Source organism: Baia soyae, from assembly GCF_004341445.1.
Taxonomy (GTDB): domain Bacteria; phylum Bacillota; class Bacilli; order Thermoactinomycetales; family Thermoactinomycetaceae; genus Baia; species Baia soyae.
The window spans coordinates 75,912-94,685 of the sequence record NZ_SLXV01000002.1; the positions used below are offsets into that span (position 1 = coordinate 75,912).

Here is an 18,774-nt window from a genome sequence, read left to right on the forward strand (position 1 = left end):
CATTATAGCTTCATTACGCTCCTTCTACTAAAGATCGAATGGCTTGATCTAGTTTCATCGCTCGAGAAGCCTTCACTAAAATCAATGCTTGTGGATGACCGATCTTATCGATGTGTTTACTTGCTTCCTCTACACTAGAGAAATGAATTATTTCGCAAGACAGATCATGCCTTACTTCCTTTGCTCCTTCAGCAATCCATTTCCCACGATCGCCTACTGTAAAGAGTTTGTGAATTCCTTTTTCGATCACATATGCACCGAGCTCCCGATGATAGGACTCTTCCCATTCTTCGCCTAGCTCACGGATATCACCAAGTAGGGCCCATTTCTCTTTCGTAGGCTCGATTTCTTGTAATAAGCGAATCGCCGCTTTCATAGAAGTAGGACTTGCATTATAGCAATCATTTATGATGGGCATTCCATTTTTAGCAGTAAGCATCTCCAAACGCATGCCTGTTAGACCAACATGCAAGAAGCCCTGTGCGATCTGTGCCTCGCTCATTTGAAAAAAGCGCCCTACAGCAATCGCATAACATGCATTCACCATATTATGACGACCCAATAACGGTAGGCGATAGCGATGATGAGTTTGTCTCGACTGGAATGTAAAGCCTTCTGTACCTAACACTTCTACATCCATCGGCATCTCATCATTCATCTCTCCCCAGCCAATCCGAATCTGTGTCTGCGGAATCTGCCTTACTTTTTCAGCGAGAAGCGGCTCATCTCCATCATAGATAAGAGTTCCGTTTGGTGATAAGCCTTCTACAATCTCCAATTTTGCATCAGCAATTCCTTCTCTACTTCCAAAGTGAGCAATATGAGACTCACCTATATTGGTCACAATCGCCACTTGTGGAGTTGCAAGCTGGGATAAAAGGGAGATCTCCCCTGTGTGATTCATCCCCATCTCCACAATCGCAATCTCTGTTTCTTCTGGGATACTAAGTAGTGTAAGAGGGACTCCAATATGATTATTTAAATTTCCTACCGTTTTATGAACCCGAAAAGCTTGACCTAACACAGCCGCCACAAGGTCCTTCGTGGTCGTCTTTCCGTTTGAGCCTGTGATCCCAACAATCGGAATCGCTAGTTCTTCGCGATATTTTTTAGCCATCTGTTGCAGAGCTGTCAATGTATCTGGTACCACAATCAAAGGAATCGAACATCCTTCCGGAATGGGTTCCAACTCACTCCACAGCGCAACAACTGCACCTGCTTCCATCGCCTGGGATAAAAACTGATGACCATTAAAACGATCTCCTACAAGCGGCACATATAACGCCCCTTGCTGGAGACTGCGAGTATCCGTGCTGACAGAGGAAATCAGCTTATCTTTATCTTCCACAAAGACCGTCTGTCCACCTGTCGTTTCGTCAATCCAACTTATACTCCGTTTCATTTCAAATCCTCCAACATGAACTGCCTTGCGATCACTCGATCGTCAAAATCATTTTTTACACCGTTGATCTCTTGATAGGTCTCATGACCTTTTCCTGCAATCAGGATTACATCTCCTGATTGAACATGCTGAATCGCATATCGAATCGCTTCCGCTCGATCTACGATGGTATGTATTTTTTCTGTGGGGACACTCTGTACACCCGATAACATATCTTCTAGGATCGCCTCTGGCTGTTCCGTTCTCGGATTATCTGATGTATAGATAGCGAGGTCACTATAATCTGCTGCTATCTTCGCCATCAAAGGACGCTTGGTGCGATCGCGGTCGCCTCCACATCCTACCAGTGTAATCACTCGTTTCTGAGCAAATTCCTTTACGGTTTTTAACGCATTTTCCAAGCTATCTGGGGTGTGCGCATAATCAACCACAACAGTAAAATCTTGACCTGCATGAACAGGCTCAAAACGTCCGTCTACACCTGGAATTTGTTCAAGCGAGCTTATGATTTGCTCTAAAGGCAACGCTTCAATGAGGCCAACACTAATGGCAGCAAGCATATTTAAGACATTAAATTTCCCCATAAGCTTTATATTCACAGAACCATTCCCACGGAATGTGTGCAAATCAAAGCTTGTTCCTTGCGGGGTAATCCGAATGTTGCTTGCTTTTACATCCGCTGGGTGGTCAATTCCATATGTAACAACTTGAGCTGGTGTGATTCTAGCATAATATGAAGAAGCGGGATCATCCGCATTTAACACTGCGTAACACTGCTCATCCGCAGAAGCAAGATACTGGTTCCCCAGCTGGTTAAATAGCAAGCCTTTTGCTTCACGGTACTGTTCCATCGTCTCATGATAATCCAAATGATCTTGTGTTAGATTGGTAAATACTCCGATATGAAACTTACAACCTCGAGTTCTTCCCTGATCAAGCGCATGTGAGGATACTTCAATAAAGGAATACTCACAACCCTCATCACGCATCATGCGAAAACTCTTTTGTAACTCAAGGATTTCAGGCGTTGTATTGGAAGTAGGAAGTTCCCGATCTCCAATTTTCATGCCAATCGTGCCAATGATTCCTGATTTTTTTTCATGATCAAGGAAAAGATGCTGAAGTAGGGTAGAGGTGGTTGTCTTCCCATTCGTTCCTGTAATCCCAATTAATTTCAGCTCATGTGTAGGGTGTCCGTAGAAAATATCTGCCACAATAGCCATGGCTCGGCGAGTATCGGGTACTTGTACCACTGTGACGTGAGATGGAACCTCCACCATCTCTTCTACGAGTACAGCGGCAGCACCTCTTTGTACCGCTTGTGAAATATAGCGATGGCCATCAACCGTAAAACCACGAATCGCGATAAAGAGACTACCTGGTTTTACTTGACGTGAATCCATCTCTACTCCACTAATTTCTACTGCCAGATCACCAAACACCTGCTTTAGTAAAAGCGACTGGGTCACATTTTGAAGAATCATATCTTTTCTCCTCACTTCAAAAACCAAGCTATGTACGAAATAAATAAATGCCAGGTTTTAGTCCTGGCGTTTATTATACCTTATTTTAATCTCCTATCTCTGTTTTGTCACCCAAATACAACTGGATTGATGAACCCTTTTTGACTCTTTCACCGGGAGCAGGAATCTGATCAATTACCACATTTCCTTTTCCAACTGTCTTTAAAGGAAAATCAAACAGACTGTTACGAATTTTGTCTAACTCTTGACCGATTAAATCAGGTGTCTCTACGATTGGAGTTGTAAGGGGTGTATCTTCAGGTGGAATCTGGTTCTTACGCTTAGGAACTCCCATATGGCGCAAGCTATCTCCAATGATGTTGCCTACAATAGGAGCTGCTACCACTCCACCAAATTGAATACCTTGCGGATTATCCACCGCAACATACACTACAATTTTGGGATCGTCTGCTGGAGCAAAACCAATAAACGAAACAATATGATTATTGGGCAGATAGCCTCCATTTGGACCCACTTTTTGAGCTGTACCCGTCTTTCCACCTACCCGATAGCCATCTACAAAGGCTTTTCGTCCAGTACCTTTGGCAACTACACTCTCTAACGATTCACGTACCATTTTAGAAGTAGCTTCTGAGATGACCGTACTCTCTACTTTCGGTTGATACGCTTCCAATACCTTCCCGCTATCTGGATCAACCCACTCTCTCATCACGTGAGGAACAACCATCTTCCCTCCATTTACAGCCGCCGAAACGGCTCGTACCTGTTGGATAGGTGTCACGGAAACCCCTTGACCAAATGCAGTCGTTGCTTGCTCTACAGGCCCCATCCGCTCTGGCTTAAACAGGATCCCCTTAGCCTCACCATTTAAATCAATCCCTGTTTTTTTACCGAAACCAAATCGATTGATATAATCCAACAACTTATTCTTCCCTAATCGATTTCCCAATTCGACAAATCCAGGGTTACAGGAATTCTCCACCACTTCCAAGAATGATTCATGACCGTGGCCCCCTTTCTTCCAACACCTGAGACGGGCACCACTTACCATTACATATCCAGGATCATGAAATGACTCGGTCAAATTTACTTTTTTCTCTTCAAGCGCCGCAGCAAGGGTAATAATTTTGAAAGTAGAACCTGGTTCATACGTTTTCCAAATCGGTAAATTCCGATTATAGATTAATGAATCTGTCGTTTGATATTCGTCTGGACGGAAAGAAGGTTTACTGCTCATCCCCAAAATCTCACCATTGTTTGGATCCATCGCAATCGCAAGAACACTTTCTGGCTTATACTGAGCCATAGCTTGATCTAACTCCCGCTCGATAATGCTCTGGACATCTAGATCGAGAGTCAATCTCAGATCTTTTCCAGGCTTCGGTGCTATAAACTCTTCCTTCGAATCAGGCATTCTTTCTCCTTTCGCATTAGAAGCAAAGGAGATATAACCCTTTTGTCCGCTTAATTGCTTATCATAAATTAACTCTAGACCAGCCAATCCTTGATTATCTCCTCCTGTAAAACCAAGCATATGTGCCGCCATCGTCCCATAAGGATAATATCGCTTACTATCCTCCGTTATGAGCACGCCAGGCAGTTGCATCCCTTGCAAAATTTTCGCCTTCCCCTCCGGAATCTTCTGACCTACACCTTTTAGCCATACCTTTGATTCTTTTTTTGAAACAAATTCGAGTATCTTTTTCTCATCCCCTCCAAGCACTTCGGCTAATTTCTTCGCCGTCCCAGCCTTGTCCTTAATCATGGCAGGGAAGAGCAGTACAGATGGAGTGCTAATATTATAAGCAATTTTCTTTCCATCCCGATCCAGAATCATACCGCGTTTGGCTAAGAAATCGGCATCTCTACTCCCTAGCTCCTCTGCTTTTTGCGCCCACCATTCTCCTTGTGCTAACTGCACATACGATAGTCTACCGATCAATGTAAACATCACTAGGACTGCTATGATCAGTACGACAAACAATCTTTTTTTCACAATGGATTGTATCGCACGCATAAGAGTCCCCTCCTTGTCCCACTTGTTCTCATATACCTATTCACCCGGATTCTGATACATGACAACAATGACGAATGAAGAGCTAAGCACCAAGAAATAACAAAAAACCCTTCTGACACATTTGCCAGAAGGGGGTAAAAAGATTAATGCGATCGATGAATCATCGGATTCGAAGGAGAAGAAGGATTCATCGGTATCACCTTACTAGTTTGGGGTGAGTCTTGTGGCTGCCTAGGGACTTGCGGCTGATTTGTAGCTAGGCCAAATGAATTTTGCATCATTACCATATCTTGTTCAGCCAATTGTGGTACTTGATAAAAGTTATTCTTATTTTGATACAAGAAAATTTCATACGCCATCTCAATACAGTTTGGAATGCTATCAGCCAAAACCCGTCTCACAACGGGATTTGTTGCTTCCGTGGCAGCCACTGTCCGAATTCCGGCCAATGTTTTAAGCATGATCAACATATGGCCAGAAATCCCTTCGTCTTTCACTTCCAACATCGAATGAATCGGTTTCTTCGGCTGAGAAGGTTTCATTCCATAGACGATGGTATCATTATGCTCAGTCATTTGATAACGCAGCGTTCCGTGAGCAGGATCTTCTCCTGTGGAAAACGCCTGTACTAACATATTGTACTCATCTGTCAAAAACTGATATTGCCGATCCAGAATGGTTAATAGCTCTGAACACTTGACGTACTGGCGGGACATCGTATATTGATCTAACGTGCTCACCGTTACGGATAAAACCTCGTGTATGTCAAACATTTCGTGACCACTGTGGTTTCGTTTTACCGTACCAACGTGCATGTTTGGAGCGTTATTCATGAGAATTCCCTCCTTAGATCATATGATGTGCCCGATCTTATACTGTCCTAAAATGCAAATACACATGTAGGTAAGTATTGGTGCGCAAACCAAAAAGGAAACGCATATGTACGTTTCCCATTCATTACTTAATTTCAGGTTCAGTTCCTAGCGAAGGAACACGTAGAACTTGCATCGTCTGTTGGATGATATCTTTTGCAATAGGAGCAGCCGTTGAACCACCTGAAGCTTCCGCACCTTTTGGTTCATCCAATGCCACATATACAACTACCTTCGGGTTATCTGCTGGAGCAAAACCAATAAAAGAAGTAATGTAGGTATTAGGTAGATATTTCCCACTCTTCGTGTCTGGCTTTTGAGCTGTACCTGTTTTTCCTGCCACTCGATAGCCAGGAGCATCTGCCTTTTGCCCAGTCCCATTTTTAATTACATCACGCAGAATCTGTTTCACTTGGGTCGCTGTTTCAGGACGAATAATCTGTTGCTTCTCAATCGCTGTCTCTTCGACCGTCTTTTTCGTTTTTGGATCGATCACTTCTTTTAACAAATGAGGCTTGACTAGGTTTCCTCCGTTGGCAATACTACCAACCGCTTGAACTTGTTGAATAGGGGTTACCGCAATCCCTTGACCAAAAGCGGTTGTTGCTAATTCAGATGCCACTAACTCTCGACCAAAATAAAAACCGCTTGCCTCACCCGGAAGATCAATTCCTGTTTTACGACCTGTCCGATCGGTTATCCGACCAAATCCAAAACGATCGATGTACTTATATAAATTCTCGGCCCCGAGACGTTCACCTAGTTTGACAAAGCCAACGTTGCTGGATTGTATGACCCCTTCACGATAGGAGATATCACCCCAACCGCCTTTTTTCCAGTCACAAATCGGATTGTTTAAGCCCGATACTTGGATACATCCAGAAGTATATGTACTCTCTGCTTCAAATTTACCCTCCTCGATCGCCGCGGCAAGTGTCACAATCTTAAACGTAGACCCTGGTTCAAATTGACTTTGCACCGCTATATTACGACCATTTTCTTCATCATAAGTAGAAGACGCCTTTCGGAGATCAAAAGTCGGCCTGTTTACCATCGCCAAAATCTCTCCATTTGATGGGTCAGCCACGATAGCCGTTGCACCTTTGGCTTCATACTGTTTCATCGCCTGATCCAATACTTTTTCCACATGGCTCTGGATACTGGCATCGATAGTTAGCACAAGATCTTTTCCATCGATTGGAGGTTTATACGACTCAGGTCCATCGGTTATCATCATGCCATTCGCCGCTTTTTTGTATTTGACGTAGCCATCTTGACCGTGAAGCAAGTTTTGATAAGTGCTTTCTATTCCACCAACTGGCTTTTCTTCACTATTTAGGAAACCTAGTAGGTGAGCTGATCCTGCTTCGGTATATTGACGCTGGGTTGTTTTATAAGCGTAAATCCCTTTTAGTTCTTTCTTTTGCTTTAATCGAAGATAATTCGCATACACTTCTTTTGAAAAATAAATTTTGCCTGCTTCTCGATCTCTTAATTCTGCATATTTCCCTTTTTTACGCAACAAGCCTGTCAAATTTTCTTTCGAAATCTCTAGAAGGGAAGATAGTTGTGTGGCCGTTTTGTCTATATCTTTCTCTTTCAATTGGCTTGGATCAGCAGTAAAAAAATAGGCCGGTTCTTCCCAAGCCATCACATAATTTTTACTACGATCATAAATGGTACCACGTTTCGCTTTTAAAACCGGGTTGTTATTGTTCCAAATCTTCTCTGCTTCCTTCGTTAATTTGGATGAGTCCACCGTTTGTATCCATAGCAAACGAAATGTAACACCCATCAATAATGCCAACAAGATCAACCCGATGATAAGAGAGCGAAATTTACTCCGTTTTCCAGTCTGTTTTTCTGTCGTTTGCATAGAATGGTTCCCTTCGGCAAAGAAATTATCTAAGATTCTTAATTATTCCATTACCATCTATGGTGTGTTCTTTTCTTTTCCTGCCGAAGAGATTTTCTTGCTTTCAATGATTTGTAATCCATTTTGTTCTGCATATTGACGAATCCGTGCATCACTCTGAAGCTTGTTTTTCTCCGCTTCTAATTGAAGGTTGGCTTCTTTGACTTGTTGGATCTCTTTGTCTGCCTTCTGGATAGCAAGATTTAATTCTGCGGTTTCAGCATATCGGGATACGACTAAAACCGTCAAAGCTACACATATAATGACACTTCCGATGTATAATAGCTTTTCTGGTACAGTCAGTCCTTTGATTAGAGGTTGTTTTTTTGCTTTGACCTGCGTACTTGTACTTGTAGGGGTAAGCGGTCTTGCCACCGCAACATTTCCACGTTCTTGTCTCATCCAAATAGCCTCCTTACGCTACCTATACATTTCTTTTTTTAGTAATTCTCTTTCTTGACCTATACCCTGTTTGTAAGACCTTGTCACATGAAACAAGGTCTTATTATCTATATTTTTTCAGCAACACGTAATTTTGCAGAGCGTGCACGAGCGTTTCGTTCAAGCTCTTCGACACTCGGAGCGGTCGGCTTACGCGTGATGATTTTTAGCTTTGGTTTTTGGTGACACGTACATATTGGGAAATTGGGAGGGCAAATACATCCTTTTGCCTGTTCCAGATAAAATTGTTTACAGATACGATCTTCTAGTGAGTGGAATGTGATAACACTGACTCTACCTCCAGGAGCTAGAATCTCCATCACTTGCTCCAATGCTTCTTCAAATACAGTTAATTCTTCATTTACTGCAATTCGAATTGCTTGAAAGGAACGTCTTGCTGGATGAGGTCCACTACGTCTTGTGGCAGCTGGAATCGCCTCTTTGATGATCTCAGCTAACTCCGTGGTCGTTTCAATCGGCTTATTGGTTCGATATTCCACGATCCGCCGAGCAATGCGACGACTAAACTTCTCTTCTCCATATATGTACAGAATCCGAGCAATTTCTGCTTCGTCGTATTGGTTCACTACCTCAAAGGCTGTACGATCCTGTTCACGATCCATTCGCATGTCCAGAGGTGCTTCAACGTGATAGCTAAATCCTCGTTCACTCTCATCTAACTGCGGAGAGGAAACCCCTAGATCAAACAAAATCCCATCCACCCCAGTAAACCCTAACTCTCTTACTACTTGCGCGATATGACGAAAGTTCGTTTTTACCAAATGAACCTGACACACCATACCGTCTAGCCGTTCTTTCGCGGCTGATAAAGCCTTCGTATCTTGATCCAAACCAATTAAAACACCGTCTTGATTCAATTGACTCGCTATCAAACGGCTATGACCTGCTCCACCTAACGTGCAATCCACATATACTCCATCTGGCTTGATCTTTAGTCCGTCTACAGCTTCATCTCTTAGAACCGTTATGTGATTAAACAATGGTAACTCATCCTTATCCTTAGAAATCCAGATCTACTAAGCTTTCAGCGATCTCATTAAATGACTCTTCTGAAGCAGAATAATAAGAATCCCATTGTTCCTTGCACCAAATCTCAACACGAGTGGAGACGCCGATCACAACACATTCTTTCTGCAACTTAGCAAATTCTCGCAAATGTGGGGGAATATGAATACGCCCTTGTTTGTCTAACTCAGCTTCACTCGCTCCTGAAAACAGGAAACGCGTGAACTTCCGGGCATCTGCTTTGGTAAATGGGAGTGTTTTACATTTCTGCTCTAATTGTGTCCATTCTGACCGAGGGTATGCAAATAAGCAATGATCCAAGCCACGGGTTACAACAAAAGACTGACCAAGTCCTTCGCGGAATTTAGCCGGCATGATCAGTCGACCTTTATCGTCAACCGAATGCCTGTATTCCCCCATAAACATCTTGGATTCCTCCCCTCGTCACCACTTCCCTCCACTTTCCTCCACATTGGTAAGTATACCACACGCAAAATAAAAAATCCTGCACGCATATGCAGGATTAGTAACATTTATACAATTTTTGGGATTGATCAATCCAATTGCCAGCTAGCAAGATATTTCTCTTGTTCCTCTGAAAGTGAATCAATTTGGATTCCAAGAGATTCAAGGAAATAGCGAGAAACTTGTTCATCAATCTCATACGGAACTTCCATCACACGTTTGCCGATACGTTGATAATTTTCATGAACAAAGAGCAATGATAACGTTTGAAGCGCAAAGGTCATATCCATAATTTCGGCTGGATGACCATCCCCTGCTGCTAAGTTTACAAGACGACCTTCTGCAAGTAGATAGATCTTACGGCCATCTTCTAGCACATACTCTTCAATGTCTTTACGAACCGTTTGTTTGCTTACTGCCATAGTCGCCAAGCCTTCGGTATCGATCTCTACATTGAAATGGCCCGCATTTGATAAAATAGCACCATTTTTCATTGATTTCATGTGCTCAGCCGTAATAACTCCTTTATTACCTGTTACGGTAACAAAATAGTCACCTTGCTTCGCCGCTTCTGCGATCGGCAACACGGTATAACCGTCCATGTGCGCTTCTGTCGCTTTAACAGCATCAATCTCAGTTACGATTACTTTCGCTCCGAGGCCCTTCGCACGCATCGCAACCCCGCGACCACACCAGCCATAACCAACTACTACAACCGTTTTTCCTGCTACTACTAAGTTTGTCGTACGATTGATTCCGTCCCATACGGATTGACCGGTTCCATAACGATTGTCAAACAAATATTTAGAGAGTGCATCATTTACAGCAATCATAGGGAATTTTAACTCGCCTGTTTTTTCTAACGCTTGGAGGCGCAAGATTCCAGTTGTCGTCTCTTCACATCCGCCTCGAACTTGCTCAGCTAAATCAGGACGCTCTGAGTGAAGAACCGTCACAAGGTCCCCACCATCATCAATGATTAGATCTGGTTTGGTTTCAAGTGTTTTAATAAGATGGTCTTTATACTCTTCTGGAGATGGATTGTATTTGGCAAATACCGTTACACCATCTGCCGCTAGTGCCGCACACACATCATCTTGGGTCGAAAGCGGATTACTACCTGTAATCACTACTTCTGCACCCGCATCACGAATCACTTCTGCTAGATTCGCTGTTTTCGCTTCTAAGTGTAGAGAGATCGCTACGCGCAATCCTGCTAATGGACGATCCACCTTTAATTGTTCACGCAAACGGTTCATTACTGGCATATGGTCCGCTGCCCAGTTAATTTTTAATCTTCCGTCATGTGCTAATGCCGGATTTGCAATAATACTACGTTCTAATGAGTTCATAAAAGCACTCTCCCCTAGTTTAATTGTGTTTAACTTGCTTCGATTTGTGAACGAACATGTGTCTTGTTCTTATGGATAGTATGTAGTGAATAGGACATGTATGCATTATAACATACTTAACCACTCGGAATAAAATGAATTATAAACTGAGCACACTTATATTATATCGAAAACCACTTGCAAGATAGAAACGAATCTTTAGAAATGAACCATAAAATGATGGGTTGGTTGCTTGTCACGTAGCAACTGCAACGTCCGGTCCATCCAATCAAGTCCATAGGCATTCCAATAGTAGATAAGATTATGGACTCTTTCTTGGGGTTGCTGATTCGGAGAGATTCCTCGCAACAATTCATCCCATTGACGTAAGGTAGTCTGATGGATATCACTCATCGTACGCTCGACAAATCGTTGGTAAAATTGGATTTGCTCGGTAACTTTTTCGATGTTTTTTTGTCCCATTTCCTCCGTCTGTCTTCCTAACTGAGAATGAATCTGCTTAATCATCGGTTGATATAGATCGACTACTTGCTTCTTTATCGCATCAAATAAAGGATCAACTTGGAAAGAAAATTGGGCTTTCAACCACTCTTCTCGGATCAAAGTCCCCTTTGTAAGATATGTCTCCCATGAATGTCCAAATTCCCGTTTTCGAATATCTACATGACGTTCTACTAAGGTCATTTGAAAGCGGGGATACACAATCGGCATAGACAAACCTGTGTGAATAAAGGCTTCTTTTAGGACACCCCAGTAAGCTACTTCACCCGGACCCGCTACAAAGGCTAAAACGGGAAATAGGTATTCTTGCATCAATGGGCGTGTCGCGACATTATTACTAAAACGTTCTGGCGTCTGCCCCGCAATCTCACGCAGTTCAGAGGTCGTAAAGGTTTGTTTTCCTTCTCTGGTTGTCCACTGATCCCCTTCACGATCTAAGAGAAGACGCCCACTGTCTGTAATCAAAAACAAATTCGCTTGATTCGGCTGAGTGTGGATTGGGTCCGCGTAACCAGCCTCTTCGAATTGTTGAACACTCGTTTGGATTGATGTCTGTATTTGCTCACTCTGGTTGATCAAACGAAGAAAAAAATCTTGTTCGATTTGCCGAACATGAGGGTCGGCCGAATCAATCAGCACTAGACCATACTTAGCAAATAAAGAATGGAGAAGACGCGCAAAAAAACGCCCCCAAGACGGCTTGTCATGGGAAAGCTTCTGACAAGCTTCTAGCCACTCCGTTTTATACGGGGTATCTACATAGTGCTCGCTTACCTCTTGCAACCAATTTTGCAGATATTCTGGATCGATTGAAAGGTGAGAGACTGCTTGTCTGTTGTTTTGTTCTACTTCGACGCGGTAACGCTTTTTTAATACGCCTTCTTTGCTTTGTACAAATATATGATTTACTTCGTCTATGTCATGATCTTCTCCTGCAATCCAAAAGACCGGAATCACAGGCTTACCTAGTTCCTGCTCTTGTTTTCGAGCTAATTCAATAATGGTAAACACCTTATGTATCGTATAGAGAGGGCCTGTTACTAAACCCGCTTGTTGCCCGCCGATCACAACCAATGAATCTTCTTGTCGCAAACGCCCTAAGTTGGATTCTATCTCGGGATGGAGTAATTCAGGTTGATGATAACGGTACAAAGCCTCAACCAATTTCTGGCGATCCACTCGCTGGGAAAGACTTGAATAGACCTCTTCTGCACGCAACGAATAAGAGGAACTCTGCAATGGATGATGTGAGAAAAAAGAACGAACGGGATGCTCTGGCTCTAGATAATCGCTCATTAGTTGGTTTTGCCAAGGATTCTTTATACACTCAATCTTCATATTGATTCCTTCTTTTCTTATCTCAATTTAAAAAGGTAAGTTACTAAATAAATGATATCATAAAATGTGATGTGTATACAAAGAAGTTCGATAGATAGATCCGAGAAAAAACGCTACTAAATACTGGTATTTCGCTTATTATGTTCTTCTTTTGCTTTTACTAGTGTGCAGAGCATCTCATGATAATAAACAGGGATGTTATGTTCCTTGGCATACCGGATGATCGCACCGTTGATGGACTCAATCTCTGTCCGTTTTCCGCCTTGAACATCTTGAAGCATCGAAGAAACATTTTGTGATGTTAAGCGACATACTTCTTTTATTTTCTTGATTGTCCGAGAGTGATCCAGTTCCACTCCAACAAGTTTGGCCACCTGACATGTCTCCACTGTTATCTTTTCCATCATGTTCTCTAATTCTACGTGAAGTAGCTCTCCATTGGGCACTTCCAGTATCGTCGTCAGTGGGTTGATGACGGCATTTACAGCTAGCTTTTCCCACATACGTTTCAAAATCATCTTCTCTTCCCTAATCGGCGAAATAACAATGGGTTGTAAGGTTTGAATAAAGTCTTGCAGAAGTGGCTTCCACTGTTCTTCATGAGGGAAGGTACCAATCCAAGTCTCTCCTTGGCCCGTATGAACAACCTGGGTATTGGTTTTTCGATAAGCCCCCTCTGTGGTAAGAGCCACGTATGTATCTGGACGATAGTGTAGTTCTCCGATGGCTTCCTCGTGTCCCAAACCATTTTGCCAAAAGAGGATTTGGGTAAACGGATGAGAATAGCATTGAACCAACCCCATGACATTTTTTAGCTGATATTGTTTCACGGTAATAAAAATAATATCAAATGGGGGGAGTTCACTTGTATCATCAATTGGACAACTTTTGACGTTTGTATGTATTACTTGACCATCTAGTTCCTCGCAGGAAATACCTGCTTGTACAATCTGCTTATGTTGCTCGGTGGTATGTGTTAGGACTGTGACCTCATAGGGCAATCGAGATAATCGAGATGCCCATAATAATCCGATTGAGCCAGCTCCTATTACCGCAATTCTCATGGCTTCTCTCCCTCTCCATACATAACGAAAAAGGAGCCGTTATGAAGACTCCTTTTTGCCTTTCATATCACTTATTATACCGGGTATACCGGATGTTTGCGTTCACTAAATATCATTTCTTTGCTTTCGTATAACTCCAAACGCTCTTTTAGCTCATCTCGCAATCGCTCGGGAGCGATAATGCCGTCGATAATGAGTTCACTGGCTAAACGATATAAGTTGATATCTTCTTGATATTCTTCTCGTTTTTGCTGAATAAATTCATTGCGCTCTGACTCTTCTAGTTGAGCGATTTTATTACTATAAACCGCATTTACAGCGGCTTCAGGGCCCATTACGGCAATTTTGGCTGTTGGGAGGGCTAAGCAACAATCCGGTTCAAAGGCGGGACCTGCCATAGCATAAAGTCCAGCACCATATGCTTTACGGACAATAATCGAGATTTTCGGTACGGTTGCTTCTGACATCGCGGCGATCATCTTGGCTCCATGCCTAATAATCCCCGAACGTTCTACCTGTGTGCCGATCATGAAACCAGGGATATCGGATAGGAAAATCAACGGAATATTAAAGGCATCACATAACGTGATAAAGCGAGCCGACTTATCAGCTGAATCGACGAATAAGCTACCTGTCTTCATTTTAGACTGATTCGCGATAATCCCAACAGCCCGCCCGTCTATCCGTGCAAATCCCGTTATAATCTCCTTCGCAAACAGTTCCTTCATCTCAAAAAACGAATCTGCATCAATAACAGCTCGAATCATTTCTTTCATATCAAAGGCTACATTTTGATTATCGGGAACAATCTCTTCTATACTCCTGATACCCTCTTGGATCGACTTGGCTTCTATTTTGGATGTCTTCTGTTTGTAATTGGCTGGGAAGTAGCTTAGATAGCGACGAGCAATCTCAATCGCTTCTTCTTCATTTTTCGCTAACACATCTCCACAACCACTTACCGAACAGTGCATCCTAGCTCCGCCCATCTCCTCCAATGTTACTTTTTGACCAATCACCATCTCAGCCATACGCGGGGAAGCGAGATACATACTCGCATTTTTGTCTACCATGATCACAATATCGCAAAATGCGGGAATGTAAGCACCACCTGCCGCTGAGGGACCAAATAAAATACATACTTGCGGCACCATTCCAGACATTTTCACTTGATTATAAAAGATTCTTCCAGCACCGCGGCGATTCGGGAACATCTCCAATTGATCGGTAATTCTCGCCCCAGCTGAATCAACTAGATAAAGCATTGGAACCTTCAATTTTTGCGCGGTTTCCTGAATACGAATGATTTTCTCCACAGTACGAGAACCCCAAGATCCTGCTTTTACCGTAGAATCATTTGCCATGACGCATACCGTTTGGCCATTCATCTTCCCGGTTACCGTTACAACGCCATCCGCTGGAAGCCCTTCTTCCATACAGTTTGCAAATAGTCCATCTTCTACGCGAATCGATCCCGGATCTAATAATAACTCTAAGCGATCTCGAACAAATAACTTGTTTTGTTCTGCATTTTTTTCATGATACTTGGTTGCTCCACCCGCTTCAATCTTTTGAATTCGTTCCTGTAATTCTTTTGTCCACTGATCGTTCATCTTGAAACCTCCTCCTATTTCCCTTGATAGTTCGGTTTTCGTTTCTCGTCAAATGCACGTAAACCTTCTAAGCGATCTTCAGTCGGTAATAGCGTTTCATATGCCTTGGCTTCCACCCATATTCCCGTTCGTATATCTGCTTCAAGACCCCGATCAATCGCAAACTTAGCTTGAGCAAGAGCAAGTGGTGCGTTCGCACACATTTGGTTAGCCAGCTCTAGCGCTTTCCCCATTCCCGTCTGACTTTGCTCCACATAGTTGGCAATTCCCCAATCAAGCGCCTCTGTAGAGCTCAAACGTCTCGCTGTAAAAATCAATTCCTTTGCTTTACTACTCCCGATCAAACGAGCTAAACGTTGGGTTCCACCTGCTCCCGGAATAATGCCTAAAGAAGTTTCGGTTAACCCAAGCTGAACATGACTCTCTACAATCCGCATATCGCATGATAAAGCTAACTCCAAACCACCACCAAATGCATATCCATTCATCACACCGATGACCGGTTGGGGTAACTCTGCTATTTCCGTAAACGTATCACGAATCATCATTAAAAATTCCCGGACCTGCTGCTTGGACATCGTTTTCCGCTCTTTTAAATCGGCTCCCGCACAAAAAAATTTCTCTCCTGCTCCTGTTAACACAACCACTCGAATATCCCTGCGACAAGAAATATTTCTAACCACTTCACGAAGCTTACAAAGTGTTGGAAAGTTAAGCGCATTTCCGATATCAGCCCTATTTAGGGTAAGCGTAGCAATCCCTTGCTCCACCTCAAATAGTACCTCTGACATACCACCAACCCCCTATTATGCAAAATGGGCACGTAATACTTTCGAAGGTAATGTTTTTTCTAATTGTCCTTCTAACCATTGGCTCGTACGGCATAGTTGATCCAGATCCACTCCGGTGTCGATTCCCGATCCTTGAAGGAGATAGACCAAATCTTCTGTTGCTAGGTTTCCAGAAGCACCTGGTGCATACGGACAACCTCCAAGCCCCCCGATCGAGCTATCAAATGTTTGGATCCCCATTTCGAGAGCTTGGTAGGCATTTGCGGCTCCCATTCCTTTCGTATCATGGAAATGTACCGCTAACTTCTCTGCTGGAAACTGGCTCAACAGCGATCCTAAAATCCGTTTTACGCTTGCTGGAGTGGCAACCCCGATGGTATCTCCTAACGATATCTCGTAAACACCCAAACCGAACAAGCGCTCACTCATATTATGGACCTGATCAAGTGAAATTTCGCCTTCATAAGGGCAACCAAATACCGTGGAAAGATAAGCTCGCACTCGTAGTCCTTGCTCTAGCGCCACGGGGACGAATTTAGCAAAATCAGCAATACTCTCTTCCCTCATTCGATTCACATTTTTTTGATTATGCGTTTCGCTGGCTGAACAAAAAATAGCAATCTCTTTTAAAATAGAGGGATTAACCCGTTCCATCCCCTTAGCATTCGGAACGAGTACACGGTAATTCACATCTGGATACGCAGGCAACCCTGTCACCAATTCATTAGCATCGGCCAATTGTGGAACCCACTTCGGATGGACAAAAGAAGTAGCCTCGATCTCCTTTAGTCCAGAGTCGACTAACTTCTGGATGAGAGTTGTTTTCGCATGAGTCGATAGGAGTACCTTTTCATTTTGCAATCCATCACGCGGCCCCACTTCCACGATTCGCACGTTCATCTTATATCCCTACTAACTCAAGTAAGACATCACCTTCTGCGACAAAATCCCCTTCATTTACAGTGATTTTTGATACTTTTCCATCCATCTCTGCAGAAAGAGGGATCTCCATCTTCATCGACTCTAAAATAATGACGTCTTGACCACTCTCGACGATGTCTCCTTCACTCACTAACACTTTCCATACCGTTCCTGCCATGCTTGCTTCTACTTTATTCATCTCTTCACTTTCCCTTCCGATTAGCCAGAATTGTTGTATCATATTTGCCGGATACGAAATCTGGATGATCCAGCAGTTCTACTAGTAGTGGTAAGTTACATTTAATGCCCTCTATCTTCATTTGGGCGAAAGTCTCTCTGCTTTTTGTGAGCACTTCTTCTCTACTCGAACCCGAAATAATGCATTTCGCAATCATCGGATCATAAAAGGGAGTAATCGTATTTCCTGTTTCTACTCCTGCATCAAAGCGAATTCCGTCCCCTTCTGGTAATGAAAATACTTCGATTTTCCCAGGCGATGGAAAAAAGGTAACCGGATCTTCTGCATATAAACGATATTCAATCGCATGACCGAGTGGCTCGAAGTCAGCTTGCTTCCATGGAAGCGCTTTCTCTTCTGCGATTGCCAGTTGCCATGATACAAGATCAAGGCCCGTAATCGCTTCTGTAACCGGATGTTCTACTTGTAAGCGAGTATTCATCTCAATAAAATAACAATTCTCTTGCTGGTCTACGAGAAATTCAACTGTTCCTGCCCCGTAGTAACCAACCGCATGAACCGCTTGGAGTGCCGCTTGATATAATTTCTCTCGCGCTTCCTGACCGATAGAAGGTGATAAGCTCTCTTCAATAATCTTCTGATTACGACGTTGAACAGAACACTCTCGTTCAAATAGATGGAGCGCATTTCCATGCTGATCGGCCAATACTTGTACTTCAATATGCCGAGAACGCTCTAAAAACTTCTCTAAGAAGACGGCAGAACTTCCAAAGTACATCTCCGCTCGTTTCTGTGTGGTAGCAAAATGTTGTTCTAGGTCATGATCAGAATGACAAAGCACCATTCCAACCCCACCGCCTCCAGCGCTTGCTTTCAAAAGGACTGGATAGCCAATTTGATTCGCAATCCGTACGGCTTCTTCCCATGTGGTGATTTCTTCTGAACCAGGCACAACCGGAACATTCGCCTCAATCATCACCTGCCGAGCCATGACTTTATCTCCCATCTGGGCGATTACACTTGGCTTCGGGCCCACCCAGATCACCCCAGCATCTAGCACCTTTTGGGCAAAGGTCGCATTCTCCGAGAGGAGACCATAACCAGGATGAACGGCATCTACCTGCGCCTTCTTCGCAACATCGATAATCGTATCCATTTGTAGATAGCTTTTGGCCACAGGTGGATCTCCGATTAGATATGCTTCATCTGCCATTTTGACAAAAGGCATTTCTTGGTCCGCTTGGGAATAAACAGCTACTGTTTGAATCCCTTGTTGCCTACAAGTCCGAATAATTCGGGAGGCAATCTCACCACGGTTCGCAATCAACAATTTTTGAATCAAAACACTATCACCTCTTCCTCGCAATAATTTT

At 43.2% G+C, this 18,774-nt stretch carries 16 protein-coding genes; all 16 read right to left on the minus strand.

Features of this window, described 5'->3' with window-relative positions; genetic code table 11:
- Positions 1-13 precede the first annotated feature (13 nt).
- Positions 14-1,402, minus strand: a complete 1,389-nt coding sequence (locus EDD57_RS01210) for a UDP-N-acetylmuramoyl-tripeptide--D-alanyl-D-alanine ligase (protein ID WP_131847531.1) — start codon at positions 1,400-1,402, stop codon at positions 14-16.
- Positions 1,399-2,886, minus strand: coding sequence for a UDP-N-acetylmuramoyl-L-alanyl-D-glutamate--2,6-diaminopimelate ligase (locus EDD57_RS01215; RefSeq protein ID WP_131847533.1), 1,488 nt, complete (start codon positions 2,884-2,886; stop codon positions 1,399-1,401). The genes EDD57_RS01210 and EDD57_RS01215 overlap by 4 nt, the downstream gene beginning before the upstream one ends.
- A gap of 85 nt (positions 2,887-2,971) precedes the next feature.
- Positions 2,972-4,903: a stage V sporulation protein D gene (locus EDD57_RS01220; protein WP_131847535.1), complete on the minus strand. Its 1,932-nt coding sequence runs from the start codon at positions 4,901-4,903 to the stop codon at positions 2,972-2,974.
- A gap of 143 nt (positions 4,904-5,046) precedes the next feature.
- Positions 5,047-5,736 carry a spore coat protein gene (locus EDD57_RS01225; RefSeq protein WP_131847537.1) on the minus strand — a complete coding sequence of 230 codons (690 nt, stop codon included), beginning with the start codon at positions 5,734-5,736 and terminating at the stop codon, positions 5,047-5,049.
- Positions 5,737-5,860: 124 nt separating this feature from the next.
- Positions 5,861-7,651 (minus strand): peptidoglycan D,D-transpeptidase FtsI family protein, encoded by a 1,791-nt coding sequence (locus EDD57_RS01230; protein WP_131847539.1) that lies wholly within the window; start codon positions 7,649-7,651, stop codon positions 5,861-5,863.
- Positions 7,652-7,708: 57 nt separating this feature from the next.
- Positions 7,709-8,092 (minus strand): cell division protein FtsL, encoded by a 384-nt coding sequence (gene ftsL, locus EDD57_RS01235; RefSeq protein ID WP_131847541.1) that lies wholly within the window; start codon positions 8,090-8,092, stop codon positions 7,709-7,711.
- A 107-nt stretch (positions 8,093-8,199) separates the two neighbouring features.
- Positions 8,200-9,132, minus strand: a complete 933-nt coding sequence (rsmH, locus tag EDD57_RS01240) for a 16S rRNA (cytosine(1402)-N(4))-methyltransferase RsmH (RefSeq protein ID WP_131847543.1) — start codon at positions 9,130-9,132, stop codon at positions 8,200-8,202.
- 19 nt (positions 9,133-9,151) lie between these two features.
- Positions 9,152-9,583: a division/cell wall cluster transcriptional repressor MraZ gene (gene mraZ / locus EDD57_RS01245; protein WP_072331757.1), complete on the minus strand. Its 432-nt coding sequence runs from the start codon at positions 9,581-9,583 to the stop codon at positions 9,152-9,154.
- Between the two features lie 128 nt (positions 9,584-9,711).
- A complete protein-coding gene (locus EDD57_RS01250; RefSeq protein WP_131847545.1) occupies positions 9,712-10,974 on the minus strand; it encodes an adenosylhomocysteinase in 1,263 nt (420 codons plus the stop codon).
- Between the two features lie 198 nt (positions 10,975-11,172).
- Positions 11,173-12,813 carry a bacillithiol biosynthesis cysteine-adding enzyme BshC gene (bshC, locus tag EDD57_RS01255; RefSeq protein WP_131847547.1) on the minus strand — a complete coding sequence of 547 codons (1,641 nt, stop codon included), beginning with the start codon at positions 12,811-12,813 and terminating at the stop codon, positions 11,173-11,175.
- Positions 12,814-12,929: 116 nt separating this feature from the next.
- Positions 12,930-13,877, minus strand: coding sequence for a ketopantoate reductase family protein (locus EDD57_RS01260; RefSeq protein WP_131847549.1), 948 nt, complete (start codon positions 13,875-13,877; stop codon positions 12,930-12,932).
- A 74-nt stretch (positions 13,878-13,951) separates the two neighbouring features.
- Positions 13,952-15,490: an acyl-CoA carboxylase subunit beta gene (locus tag EDD57_RS01265; RefSeq protein ID WP_131847551.1), complete on the minus strand. Its 1,539-nt coding sequence runs from the start codon at positions 15,488-15,490 to the stop codon at positions 13,952-13,954.
- A gap of 14 nt (positions 15,491-15,504) precedes the next feature.
- A complete protein-coding gene (locus EDD57_RS01270) occupies positions 15,505-16,281 on the minus strand; it encodes an enoyl-CoA hydratase-related protein (protein ID WP_131847553.1) in 777 nt (258 codons plus the stop codon).
- A gap of 15 nt (positions 16,282-16,296) precedes the next feature.
- A complete protein-coding gene (locus tag EDD57_RS01275) occupies positions 16,297-17,181 on the minus strand; it encodes a hydroxymethylglutaryl-CoA lyase (RefSeq protein WP_131847555.1) in 885 nt (294 codons plus the stop codon).
- 1 nt (position 17,182) lies between these two features.
- The gene (locus EDD57_RS01280) at positions 17,183-17,401 is read right to left on the minus strand and encodes an acetyl-CoA carboxylase biotin carboxyl carrier protein subunit (RefSeq protein WP_131847557.1); all 219 of its coding nucleotides are present in this window, start codon (positions 17,399-17,401) and stop codon (positions 17,183-17,185) included.
- Between the two features lie 4 nt (positions 17,402-17,405).
- Positions 17,406-18,740 carry an acetyl-CoA carboxylase biotin carboxylase subunit gene (locus tag EDD57_RS01285; RefSeq protein ID WP_131847650.1) on the minus strand — a complete coding sequence of 445 codons (1,335 nt, stop codon included), beginning with the start codon at positions 18,738-18,740 and terminating at the stop codon, positions 17,406-17,408.
- Positions 18,741-18,774 lie beyond the last annotated feature (34 nt).